This is a genomic window from Streptomyces flaveus (assembly GCF_014647675.1).
Lineage (GTDB): Bacteria > Actinomycetota > Actinomycetes > Streptomycetales > Streptomycetaceae > Streptomyces > Streptomyces flaveus.
The window spans coordinates 20,816-33,152 of sequence record NZ_BMPQ01000036.1; the positions used below are offsets into that span (position 1 = coordinate 20,816).

The 12,337-nt window shown below is 69.1% G+C and carries 9 protein-coding genes and 1 pseudogene; 5 read left to right on the top strand and 5 right to left on the bottom strand.

Annotation, left to right across the window (positions count from 1 at the left end):
• The first annotated feature begins 49 nt into the window (after positions 1-49).
• Positions 50-2,002 (top strand): primary-amine oxidase, encoded by a 1,953-nt coding sequence (locus IEZ21_RS40160; protein ID WP_213089417.1) that lies wholly within the window; start codon positions 50-52, stop codon positions 2,000-2,002.
• Positions 2,003-2,117: 115 nt separating this feature from the next.
• Here the strand turns inward: IEZ21_RS40160 and IEZ21_RS40165 are convergent, their stop codons facing one another.
• On the bottom strand, positions 2,118-2,825 hold the full coding sequence (locus IEZ21_RS40165) for an IclR family transcriptional regulator (RefSeq protein ID WP_281399670.1): 708 nt from the start codon (positions 2,823-2,825) through the stop codon (positions 2,118-2,120).
• A 143-nt stretch (positions 2,826-2,968) separates the two neighbouring features.
• On the opposite strand from IEZ21_RS40165, the gene IEZ21_RS40170 reads away from it, so the two are divergent.
• Both IEZ21_RS40170 and wrbA read left to right on the top strand, forming a co-directional pair.
• Positions 2,969-4,468, top strand: a complete 1,500-nt coding sequence (locus IEZ21_RS40170; RefSeq protein WP_189326767.1) for an aldehyde dehydrogenase family protein — start codon at positions 2,969-2,971, stop codon at positions 4,466-4,468.
• A gap of 56 nt (positions 4,469-4,524) precedes the next feature.
• Positions 4,525-5,160: an NAD(P)H:quinone oxidoreductase gene (wrbA, locus tag IEZ21_RS40175; protein WP_189326768.1), complete on the top strand. Its 636-nt coding sequence runs from the start codon at positions 4,525-4,527 to the stop codon at positions 5,158-5,160.
• 90 nt (positions 5,161-5,250) lie between these two features.
• Here wrbA and IEZ21_RS40180 read toward each other — a convergent pair whose 3' ends face one another.
• Positions 5,251-6,738, bottom strand: coding sequence for an APC family permease (locus IEZ21_RS40180; protein ID WP_189326769.1), 1,488 nt, complete (start codon positions 6,736-6,738; stop codon positions 5,251-5,253).
• 80 nt (positions 6,739-6,818) lie between these two features.
• Positions 6,819-8,474 carry an amidohydrolase gene (locus tag IEZ21_RS40185; RefSeq protein ID WP_189326770.1) on the bottom strand — a complete coding sequence of 552 codons (1,656 nt, stop codon included), beginning with the start codon at positions 8,472-8,474 and terminating at the stop codon, positions 6,819-6,821.
• A gap of 181 nt (positions 8,475-8,655) precedes the next feature.
• Here IEZ21_RS40185 and IEZ21_RS40190 point away from each other — a divergent pair, with 181 nt between their 5' ends.
• Positions 8,656-9,270, top strand: a complete 615-nt coding sequence (locus IEZ21_RS40190; RefSeq protein WP_189326771.1) for a TetR/AcrR family transcriptional regulator C-terminal domain-containing protein — start codon at positions 8,656-8,658, stop codon at positions 9,268-9,270.
• 55 nt (positions 9,271-9,325) lie between these two features.
• Positions 9,326-9,889, top strand: coding sequence for an MBL fold metallo-hydrolase (locus IEZ21_RS40195; protein WP_189326772.1), 564 nt, complete (start codon positions 9,326-9,328; stop codon positions 9,887-9,889).
• On the opposite strand, the pseudogene IEZ21_RS40200 reads toward IEZ21_RS40195, so the two are convergent.
• Positions 9,886-10,206 (bottom strand): annotated as a pseudogene (locus tag IEZ21_RS40200) (two-component sensor histidine kinase); the annotation flags it as partial. The gene IEZ21_RS40195 and the pseudogene IEZ21_RS40200 sit on opposite strands and share 4 nt — an antisense overlap.
• A 607-nt stretch (positions 10,207-10,813) precedes the next feature.
• Entirely contained in the window at positions 10,814-12,100 is a 1,287-nt protein-coding gene (locus IEZ21_RS40205; protein ID WP_308429695.1) for a glycoside hydrolase family 5 protein, read from the bottom strand.
• Positions 12,101-12,337 lie beyond the last annotated feature (237 nt).

The window sequence follows — 12,337 nt, forward strand, 5'->3', positions numbered from 1 at the left end:
CCACCACTCACCTCACCCTTCATCGCCCATGCCATCAGGAGGAAAGGCAGTGACCACCACCACGGCACACCCGTACGATCCGCTGACCGCCGAGGAAATAGAAAAGGCCGTCGGTGTGGTGCGTGCCAGTCACCCTCAGCGGGGGGCGATGAAATTCCCCCTGGTGCGGCTGGACCTCCCGGACAAGGGGCAGGTGCGGGCGTACGACCCCTCGCGCCCGATCCCCCGCGTGGCCTTCCTCGTCGTCTACGACCCCGAGGCCAGTGCCATGTTCGAGGCCCGGGTCGATCTCACCGACGACAGCCTGGTCTCCTTCAAGCACCTCCCGGGCATGCAACCGCCCATCATGATCGACGAGTTGATGGCGCTCGACGAGATCGTCAAGAACGACCCGGCCGCCGTGGAGGCACTGGCACGCCACGGTGTCGACGATCTCTCGCAGGTTCAGTTCGACCCCTGGTCGACCGGCACTCTGCCGATCGAGGGTGTGGACGCGCGACGACGTGTGATCCGCTCGACCGCGTACGTCCGGCACTTCACCGAGGACAACGGCTACGCCAGGCCCGTAGGGAACCTCGTCTTCGTCGTCGACTGCGACACCCGTTCGGTGGTGGCCATCACCGAAGGGGATCCGCTGCCGCTTCCGCCGGAGAGCGGGAACTACGACCCGGGCAGCGTGGGACCGCTGCGCGACGACCTCCGCCCGATCGAGATCACCCAGCCGGAAGGACCCTCCTTCACGGTGTCCGGCAACGTCATCGAGTGGCAGCGATGGCGGCTGCACGCCCACATCGACGTGGTGGAGGGCCTCGTCATCAGCGATGTCTCCTACCTGGACGAGGGGCATCGCCGCTCGATCGTGCACCGGGCCGGCATCAGCGAGATGGTGGTGCCCTACGGCGACACCAGCGACGACTTCTACTTCCGGAACGTCTTCGACGCGGGCGAATACAGCCTGGGAAAGACAGTCGGTTCGCTCAGTCTCGGATGCGACTGCCTCGGGGAGATCCGGTACCTCGACGCCGTGCTCTCCGACGAGTCGGGCACCCCGCACACCGTCGCCAACGCCATCTGTCTCCATGAGGAGGACTACGGAATCCTCTGGAAGCACTGGGACTTCCGCTACGTAGAGCAGGCGGAGGTCAGGCGTTCCCGGCGTCTCGTCGTGTCGTCGATCCACACGATCGGCAACTATGAGTACGGCTTCTTCTGGTACTTCTACCTCGACGGGACGATCCAGTTCGAAGCCAAGCTGACCGGAATCGTCCAGACACGGGCCGTGGCTCCCGGCGAGAAACCCGCATACGGAACGCTCGTGGCGCCCCAGTTGGACGCGCCGAACCACCAACACCTGTTCAACATGCGACTGGACATGGAAGTCGACGGGCCGCGCAACACGGTCGTGGAGGTCGACGCGGTGGGTCTCCCGATAGGGCCGGACAACCCGTACGGAAACGCGATCGTCGCCCGCCGCACGGAGATCACCAACGAACGTGACGGCCGCAGAATGTGCGATCCGCTCACCGCTCGCACCTGGAAGATCACTAATCCCGGTGTGCGCAACCGCTTCGACGAGCCCGTCGCCTACAAGCTGGTCCCCTTCGTCGGCCCGACCCTGCTCGCCGCCCCCGAGAGCGATCTGGCACGACGCGCCGAGTTCGCGCGGGCTCATCTGTGGGTGACCCGGTACAGCCCGGACGAACTGCATGCGGCCGGCGACTACCCGAACCAGCACCCCGGGGACGGGATCGGCCAGTGGATCGAGCAGGAGCGCGATCTGGCCGACACGGACGTGGTGCTCTGGCACACCTTCGGCACCTCGCATCTGCCCCGGCCCGAGGACTGGCCCATCATGCCGTGCGAGTACGTCGGGTTCGCGCTGAAGCCGGTCGGGTTCTTCGACCGCAACCCCTCATTGGACGTGCCGCCGCCGGCCGGGCACGGCGCGAAGAGCTGTCACTCCGCACCGCAGCAGGGCGACGGCGACCGGCACGGCGAGTGACCTTGCCGGGCCCGCACCGTAACGCCAGACGCGTGCGGCTTTCCGGCTGTCCCGCGGCGGAGCACCGGCGTGGGCTTCCGGCTGTCCCGCCGGGGTGACGTACCGGCGTGGGGCGCTATCGACTGACCGCTTCGGGGCCGGCCGCGCCGACCAACTGAGTCGCGGCCGTCCCGGCGGCCTCCGTCACCAGACGGGGAACCTGGTCGTCGACGAGCTTGAGGCCGAGTTGCACCACTCCGAGGCTCGCGGTCGACCAGTCCGAGACCCGGATGGGGGCCGCGATGCCGATCGCGCCTTCCTGGATCGAGCCTATGCTGACGGCGTAGCCGCGACGACGGGCCTCGCGGACGTCGTCGGTGTCCTCGTCGCTCTCCGGCCTGCCGGCGAGGATGGCGATGCCGTCCGCGCCGATGGTCAGGGCGTGCCGGGCGCCTTCCCGCATGGCGAGGTGCATCGTGGAGTTCGGCGGCTCCGCCGTCAGCAGGATCAGGGCCTGGTCGCCGTCGGCGACGCTCAACAGCGCCGTGCTGTTGGTCTGTTCGCTGAGCCGTCGCAGAATCGGCAGGACGGTGGCCTGCAGCCGTGGTTTGAGCTGCCCGGCCAGTTCGGCCACGCCGAACCCGAGGATGTATCGCGTGCCGATACGGGCGACGAGGCTGTGGGCCTCCAGCGTGCGCAGAAGACGGTAGACGGCCGCCCGGGCGATGCTCAGCTGCTCGGCGAGCTCCGCCGCCGTGAGACCGTCGGCGTTCCGTGCGAGCAATGACAACACCGTCAGCCCGCGGTCAAGAGTCAGGGACGTTTCCCCGCCGGTCGCCGCCACGATCTTCTCTCGCCTCCTGCCTCACCGTGCCGCACATCATGTCACGCCGGTCAGAACGGTCGTATGGCGCCGACCCCTTGACCCGGCGTCACCCTCATCCCTATGGTTTCGAATATCGTCCACAGAGAACGGTAATCGTACTCATGCTAGCACGCACAGAAGCCGAACAGCTGGTCAGCACGGTTCCGACGGAGCCCTACGTCGCCGGGCGTTGGGTCAGCGGTCAGAGCATCGACACCTTCGACGTGATCGACCCGGTGACCGAACGACGGCTCACCACCGTGGCCGCCGCCGGGGCCCGGGAAGTAGACGAGGCCGTATCCCACGCCCGGTCCGCTCTGGACGAAGGTGAGTGGGGGAGAACGGACGGAAGCGCCAGGGCGCTCCTGCTGCACCGTCTGGCCGATCTCATCGAGGCCCGGAGTGAGGAGTTCGCGACGCTGGAGTCGCTGGACATCGGTAAGCCCGGCTTCGAGCCGCGGGCCATCGACCTGCCCCAGGCGATCGGGGCCTTCCGGTACTTCGCCGGCTGGGCCGACAAGCTGGAGGGCCGCTCCGTCCCGACGTCCCCCTACATGGGCCGGCCCACGCACAGCTACACCGTGCGCGAGCCGGTCGGAGTCGTCGCGGCCATCACGCCCTGGAACTCGCCGACCATGATCGGATCGTGGAAGATCGCGCCCGCGCTCGCCGCGGGGTGCGCCGTCGTCCTGAAGCCTCCGGAGGACGCGCCCCTCACCTCTCTTCTCCTCGCGTCTCTGATCGAGGAAGCAGGGTTCCCGGCCGGGGCGTTCAGCGTGCTTCCGGGGCTCGGAGCCGTGACGGGCCAGGCGCTCATCGAACACCCGGGGGTGGACAAGATCTCGTTCACCGGAAGCCCCGAGACGGGATACAAGGTGGCCGTGGCGGCCGCGAAGGGATTTCGGCGTACGACCCTGGAACTCGGCGGCAAGAGCCCCCAGATCGTCTTCGGGGACGCCGATCTGGACGAAGCCGCGCAGGGAGTGGCAGTCGGAATCTTCGCCAACCAGGGCGAGGTGTGTGCCGCGGGCAGCCGCATCCTGGTCGCTCGTTCCGTGTACGACGAATTCGTCGAACGTCTGGTGGTGCGTGCCCGCGACATCAAGGTCGGCGACCCGTTCGACGAAGACACCACGATGGGCGCGTTGATCAACGCACGGCAGCTGGAGCGCGTATCCCAGTACGTCGCGGCAGGAATCGACGACGGCGCCCGCCTGATCGCCGGGGGCGGCCGACCGGACGGCAAAGGGTTCTTCGTCGAGCCGACACTGTTCGCCGACGTGGACAACACCATGACGATCGCCCGGCGGGAGATCTTCGGGCCCGTGGGTGCGATCATCGCGTTCGACTCGGAGTCCGAGGCGGTCGCGATGGCCAACGACAGCGATTACGCCCTGGCCGCCACCCTCTGGACGTCCGACGTGAGCAGGGCGCATGTGGTCGCGCGCCGCGTGAGGGCCGGGGCTGTCGCGATCAACGGCTGGGCGCCCCTCGACCCCCGCCTGCCGTGGGGCGGTTCCAAGCTCAGCGGTCAGGGGCGGGAACTCGGCTGGGCCGGTATCGAAGCGAACACCGAGGAGAAAACGGTCACCGCCGTCCTCTCGTACGCACCCGACAAGTGAACCGCCGCCAGGCGCCTACTTCGTGATCGAGCAACATCCCTCGGAAGGGGTTTTCCGTGTCAGCACACGTGTTGGTCGTCTACTACAGTGCTACGGGGTCCGTGCATCGGCTGGCGAAGGCAGTGGCCGAAGGAGCTGAAGCCGCGGGCGCCGACGTACGGCTCCGCAGGGTCGCCGAACTCGCCCCCGCCGAGGCGATAGCCGCGAATCCGGACTGGGCAGCGCATCGGCAGGAGACGGAATCGACCGTCGAGGTTGCCGAACTCGCCGACCTGGAGTGGGCCGACGGTTACGCCTTCGGCACACCGACGCGTTACGGCGCTCCGGCGGCGCAGCTGAAGCAGTTCATCGACACTGCCGGAGGTCTCTGGCAGGCGGGGAAGCTGTCGGACAAGCCGGTGACGACGTTCGTCTCCTCGGCCGAGCAGCACGGCGGCCAGGAGTCGACGATCCTGTCGCTGAACAACGTCTTCTACCACTGGGGTGCGGTCATCGTCCCTCTCGGCTACACGGACGACATCGTCTACGCCGCCGGTGGAAACCCCTACGGGACGTCGTGGCCCGCGGGATTCCCCTCGACGGCGCCGGACGAGGTCACGCTGGACTGCGCCCGTTTCCAGGGAGTCCGGTTGGCGCGGTTCGCGACGCTGCTCGCGGCGGACAGGGCGCAGGCGTCCGTCGTACAGGGCTGAGCGGGCAGTCAGGACGTGGCGGCGAGAGTCGGCGTGCGGCTGCGGCCCCGTCGCGGTGATCTGCCGCCCCGCGACGGGGCCTGCCCGTGTTCACACGGATTCGACGTCGGTGGTGGCGAGCTTCGCGTAGACCTCCGGCCGCTTGCGGCGGATCCGCATCGCGAGGACCGCGCCGATCGCGAAGACGACCGGAGTGAGCGCGACGAGCGTCCAGTTGACGGCGGGCGGGGCGCCGGTGAAGAGATTGAGGCGGTTGCAGACCAGCACTGTGATCGCGGCCAGGAGGAGCGCGGCGGTCGCGGGTGCGACGACCGTGCGCAGGCGTCCCGCCCCGCCGGCACCGGGGTTGCGGCGGAAGAAGGCGACCACGGCGCAGGCGGCCAGCGTCTGCAGCGCGAGGATGCCGACCACTCCGGGGGTGTTCACCCACAGCAGGAACTCGTTGTACGGGTGCGCGCCGATCGCGGCGAAGACGGCGGTGACGACGGCCGCCAGCACGGTCTGTGCGATGCCGGAGATCCAGGGCGAGCCGTGCCGGGGGTGGATGCGGCCCAGGCGGGCGGGGGCGGCACCCTCGACGGAAAGTGCGTAGCCGTAGCGGGTGATGGCGTTGTGGAAGGCGAGCAGGGAGGCCAGGAGGCTGCTGACGATCAGGACGCGCTGGAGGTCGGTGGCCCAGTCGCCCACGTAGCGGGTCATGGCGGTGAAGAACATCTCGGCGGGGTTCTGTGCCGCGGTCCCGACGGCTTTGTCGTCGCCGAAGGCCTGGACGATGACCCAGACGACGAACGTGTAGAAGAGGCCGAGGAAGCCGACGGCCAGGTAGGTGGCGCGGGGCACGGTGCGGTCGGGATCGCGGGCCTCCTCGCGGTAGAGGACGGTGGCCTCGAAGCCGATGAAGGCGGCGATGGCGAGGCCCAGCGGTGCGCTCATCTGCGAGGTGAAGACGTTGGAGGGGGCGAAGGAGGCCAGGCTCAGGCCGTCCGCACCGCCCTTGACGAGGATCGCGCCGGCCAGCAGCACCAGGATGGCGGTCTCCGCGATCAGCAGGACGGCGAGGACCTTGGCGCCCACGTGGATCGACCGGAAGCCGAGGAACCACACCACGCCGATCGCGGCGAAGGCGTAGACCGGCCAGGGCAGGTCGACGCCCAGGAGGCCGTCCGCGGTACTGGCGGCGAAGAAGCCGAAGGCGCCATAGGTGCCGATCTGCAGGGCGTTGTAGGAGAACACCGCCAGCAGCGCCGCTCCCAGTCCGGCAGGGCGGCCCAGGCCCCGGGCGATGTACGAGTAGAAGGCGCCCGCGTTGCGAATGTGCGGCGTCATGGCGGTGAAACCGACCGCGAACAGGCACAGCACGACGCCGACCGTCAGATAGGCGACCGGGGCGCCGATGCCGCCGAAGAGGATGGCGAGCGGGGCGATACCCGCCATCACGGTGAGCGGGGCGGCGGCCGCCACGACGAAGAAGACGATGTCGGTGACGCCGAGCGTGGCCCGCTGCAGCTGGCCGGTCGGCTCCGGCCCGGTGGCCGTTGGAGGCTGTTGGGGAGCGGTGGAGGTGTCGGGCTCGGTCATGGAGGTCTCCGCGTGATGCGTGAGGTCGACGGGTGGGTTACTGACCTGGTGCGCGGTCCGGCCGTGACGGTGCCTTTCGGCTACCGTCCTGCGGCAGGAACGGGGGAGGGGACGTGGGAGTCGTATGTGCGCCGTCCGGCGAGCCAGGTGCCCAGGACGGGCAGGTCTGCCAGATCGCGTGGAGCGGTCTCGACCGGGTCGGCGGCGAGATGCACCAGGTCGGCCCACATACCGGGGCGCAGGACGCCCCACTTCTTCTCCTCGAACGCCTGGTAGGCGCATCCGGCGGAGTAGGCGGCCAGGGCGGTCGCGGTGTCGATCCGCTCCTGGGGGAGCCAGCCGCCGTCGGGGATTCCCTCGGGCGTCTGGCGGGTCACGGCGGTGGCGATGCCCCGCAGTGGTTCGTGATCGGTGACCGGCCAGTCGCTGCCGAAGGAGATGCGGGCGCCGGAGGCGAGCAGGGCGGCGATCTGGTACTGCCGCGCGCCGCGTTCCGGGCCGATCTTCGGCAGGATGAGCTCGGTCATCAGCCTGTCGGGCTGGGCCCACAGCGGCTGGAGATTGGCGATCACCCCGAGTTCGGCGAAGCGGGGGAGGTCGGCGGGGTCGATCAGCTGGGCGTGGGCGATGACCGGGCGGCGGTCGTAGGTGCCGTTGGTGCGCACCGCGGCCTCGATCGCGTCCAGGGCGACCCGGACGCCGCCGTCGCCGAGCGCGTGGATGTGCGGCTGGAAACCGAGCACGTCGACCGCGATGACGGCCTCCGCCAGCTCCGCCGGAGTCCAGTTGGCGATGCCGTGGGAGTGCGGGCAGTCGCTGTATGGCTTGAGGAGGGCCGCCGTACCGGATTCGATGACCCCGTCGGCGAAGAACTTCACGGTGTGCGCGGTGAGCAGCCCGGGGGCGGCACCCTCCACACGTTCACGTTCGGCAGCGAGGCGGAGGATGTTCTCGCGCCAGTGCTCAGGCCCCAGGAAGAAGCCGAGGTCGGCACGGACGGGAAGCCCCGGGCCGCTGGTCGCCGCTGTGATCCAGACATCGGCGTGGTGCGGTTCGACCCAGGCATCCTGTACCCAGGTCACGCCGGAGGCGGCGAACCGGGCGGCGGTCTCGCGCAGTGCATCCACCTGCGCTTCGTGGGACGGCTGGGGTACGAGGTCGAGGACGGGCAGCACGGCACCGAACTCCCGAAGGGTGCCCAGCGGTTCGGTGGAGCCTTCCCGGCGCACGATCTCCCCGCCGTCCGGGTCGGGCGTGGCGGCGGTGAACCCGGCCCGGCGCAGCGCCTCGGTGTTCACCCACGCCGTGTGGTGATCCATCGTGCGCAGCACCACGGGCCGGTCGGGGACGGCCTCGTCCAGCCGGCGGGCGTCGAACCGGCCGCCGGGGGCGAGCCAGGCGTCGAAGCCGTCGCCGGTGATCCACTCTGCCTCCGGGTGCTCGTCGGCCCAGTGCCGCACGGCCTCCACGATCCCGTCCACGGAGGTGCACTCGCGGACGGGCGCTCCGAGCAGGCCCAAGCCGCCCATCACCGGGTGCACGTGTCCGTCGCCGAACGAGGGCAGTAGCGCGCCTCCTCGTAGATCGACGACGGTGGTGCCCCTGCCCCGGGCGGCGAGCGCCTCCGGCCCGAGCGCACTGATCCTGCCGCCCGTGACGGCGAGTGCGTCGAGAACCGGGCCTTCGGCGACCCCGGTCCTGACGGTCCCTCCGGTGAACACGATGTCGGCCTGCATGGCGGTGACGCCCTCCCGTCGTACGACGACTTAACTGAAAGTCATTCGGTTTTCGGTAATGTAGGGGTCGCTCGAACAGCCGGGAAGAGTTTTACTGAAAGTTGTTCGGTAAAGTTCCGGTGACGTCGTGCAGGCGACCGTGCCGCCTGCCGAGCGGGCAGACATACGAAGAGGAGCCCTCGTGCCAAGGCCGCGCACCCCGCTGCTGGACCGCCGACGCATCGGCGCCGCAGCACTGAGACTCGCCGACGACCAGGGCGTTCTCACCATTCCCGCCCTGGCCAGGGAGCTCGGCGTCGCCCCCTCCGCGCTCTACCACCACGTGTCCGGCCGGGACGAGATCATCTCGCTCATGCGGGAAGCGCTGGCCCTGGAGGCCGGCCCCGAAGCCTGGGACTCGTCACAGCCATGGGAGCAGGCCCTCGATGAATGGGCCCGCTCCTACCGCTCGGCCTTCGCCGCGCACCCCGGGGCGGTACCCCTGCTCGCCACCGCCCCGCTCGCCGAACCCTTCATGCACGCGATGTACGAGAAGGTCGCCGAGCTCCTGCTGACCGCCGGCTTCACCGCGAGCCAGGTCATGCCCCTGATCACCGCGATGGAGAGCTTCATCCTCGGCTCCGCCCTCGACCTCGTGGCCCCGCCGGTGATGGTCTCCGACGTGACCCGCGAAACCGCCCCGCACCTCACCGTCGTACTCGACGACACCCCCGCCGACCACCGCCGCGCCGAACTCGCCTTCGACGTCGGTCTCCGCGCCCTGATCACCGGCTTCCGGGCGCTCCTTCCCCGGTGACCGGCTCGCACGGCCCCGCACCCATCACTCAAGGCCTCACCGGAGGAGCCCCGTCATGACCGCCTCGTTCCACGTCCTGACCACCGGCTACGCCGACACGCGGGTGGCCGGCACCGTCACCCTGCTCGTCGACGATGCGACCGTCGCGGTCGTCGATCCCGGCATGGTCGCGGACCGCCGGCTCATCCTGGACCCGCTGGCGCCCCACGGCCTCGCCCCAGAGGACGTCACCGACGTGATCTTCAGCCACCACCACCCGGACCACACGCTGAACGCCGCCCTGTTTCCCGAAGCCCGCTTCCACGACCACATGGCCATCTACCAGGACGACGTCTGGGAGGACCGGAACGCCGACGGATACCGGCTCTCCTCGTCGATCACGCTCATGACGACCCCCGGCCACACCGCCGAGGACGTCAGCACCCTGGTGACGGCGGACGAGGGCCTGGTGGTCCTGACCCATCTGTGGTGGACCGCCGAGGGGCCGGCCGACGACCCCTTCGCGCCCGACCGCGATCAACTGCGGGCGGCCAGGGAGAAGGTCCTGGCTCTCGGCCCGGCGCTGATCGTGCCGGGACACGGTGCACCTTTCGTGCCGTCGTCGTCGACGCCTCTCTAGCCCGGCCCCCGCCGGGGATCCCACCCGGCGGTGTGACGGCGCTGCTTGCCGTGGCGCCTCCACAGCGATCCGGGCAGGGACAACGAGGGACGCGTGGGCGGGGTGTTGGCGACGGTCACTCCGACGTGGTCGCCGTCCTGCCACAGCTCGACGCAGGCGTTGGCGCCGGGGGCGTGCTTGCGGACGTTGGTCAGCGCCTCCTGGACCGTGCGGTAGAGAGCCCGTTGGGCGGGTGTGCCCACGGTGGGCGGGAGTTCACCCGTCAGCTGTGCGTGCGTGCCGCTTGACTCCACGAGTTTGTGCAGGTCGGCCAGGCTGCACACGAAGTCGATCAGCGTCATGGTCCGGCCGACCTCGGAGAAACTGGCCAGGGGCCACGGAACGCTGCTCACCATGGCGGCCAGGGTGACGCACCCCGCGAGGAGGAGGCGGTTGCTGGAGCGTTCAGTGAACGCGTCGCGGCGCCGTCCCCGCCGGCTGAGCGCGGTGCCCGCCCGGGAGCCTCCCGGACGGGCCGGGTGAGCGCGGCCGCCTTCAGGGTCAGCCGGTTGCCGACAAGGATGTAGTCCTTGCCGCTGACCAGCTTGGTCGTGCCGTGCTTGAGAGCGTCTCTGGAACTCCTAAGGATCCTGGGTCATCGCGTGGCCCTGAGGGTGGAAGCGGTGACGAGCGCGGACGAGTCCGGGCCGATCCTTGGGTAGGGCCTGTGTGCGGCGTCACTGGCGGTGACGCGGTGCCGACGTCTGGACTGTGTCCGGATCTTTCGATTCGGGCACACCCTGGGATCGCCGCCCCGCCGGACGCTGAACCGATCACCGCGGGTGAACCGCGATGTCAGTGGCGGGGACCGCGCGCATTTCGAGCACGCGGCGTGTATGTCGGGTAGAACGAGGGGCAGTCCATATGGTTACGCCCGAGCCGGAATCAGCTTTCCGCGGCATCCCTAAGCCAATCGCCGCACCGTTGAAGACCCTTGAAGGTGGCTCCGTTCAGATTCAGGGTGAGCGTACGGTCCTTGACGCGGCCGGACTTCGGCACGAAGACGTTGTCCGTGGAAGCGGTTGCCGAGCGCGTGGTCCAGCTCGACTTGATCTGGCCGTACATCCCGGCGTCCTTCCACCGCAGCTTGTCGCGGTCGAAGAAGGCGCCGTTGTCCCACAGGACGGTGGTGACCTTGTTGGTGCGGGCGGTGTGGCCGAACGCCTCGAAGTACTTCTGCATCTCGCCGCGTTCCACGGCGCCGGGGCCGTGGTCGTAGCCGAGCAGACCGTACTCGCCGATGACGACGGGGATGTTCTTGGCGACGAAGGTGTCATGTATCCGCTTGAAGGTCTGGCTCAGGTCTTTCTGAACCGTGGCGTCGAAGCGGGTCGTGCCGGCGACGTTCACGCTGAACGGGAAGTAGCCGTAGTAGTGCACGGTGGCGATCAGCCGTGGGTCGCGCAGCGACTTGATCGTGGTAGCGAGGTTGTTCATCAGCCGCTGGTCCGGTGTGCAGACCTCGGTGGGCAGCATGAGCAGGCGCTTGGTGTTGTTGCCGCCCGACTTGCGCACGATGCTGTGGAACGACTTGTTGAGTTCGTTGAGCAGTTCGGCCTTCTGCGCGGCATCGGCTTGCTCGAACTGGGGCTCGTTGACGCTCTCGAAGACCAGCTTGGCGGACTCGTTCTTGAACGTGGCGGCGATCTGGGTCCAGGTGGCGTTGAAGCGGGCGAGCACCTTGTCGTGGTCGGTGGACATCGAGTCGGCCCACTGCCAGGAGTCGTGGTGGATGTCGATGATCACGTAGAAGCCGCTGTCGAGCGCCTGGTCGACCACTTGCTTGACTCGCTTCAAGTACGCCGGATCGATGGTGTAGTTCGGCGCCGCTCCCTGGTGGTCGGTCCAGGTCACGGGGACGCGGATGCTGTTGAAGCCCTGGGAGCGGACCTTGTCCAGCAGGGCCTTGGTGGTGCGGGGCTGGCCCCACGAGGTCTCGTCCGGGATGGCGTCCAGACTGTTGCCGAGGTTCCAGCCCGGCTGCATCGCGGCCACGGCGGACATCGCGTTGCCGGGAACCGGGGCCGCGGCCGCCTCGGGCCGGGCGTCGTCACCGAACGTCCCGAAGACCGCGCCGTAGGCGAGAACGCCCGCGGCTGCCAGCGCCAGCGGCGTACCCACTGCCAGCCGAAGGTTGCGTCGGCGGTGCTGTGGGGCCTGCTGCTTCTTCATTGCTCATCCGTTCTGGAAGATCGAGCCGGTGTCTCCCCTCAGTTGCCGACGATGGTCGGGAGGTTGTCGACCTTCACAGGAGATACACAGATCCGCCCGCCCTCGGCCGACCCGGCCCAGGAGTGTCACAGCAGTCGGCGCAGCAGCGGTCGGGATCGGCTGAACGCACCGGGGGACGGGCCCTTGGTCCGTCCCCCGGTGCATGCCGAGCGAAGGTGTCGGCCCCGGCGACACCCG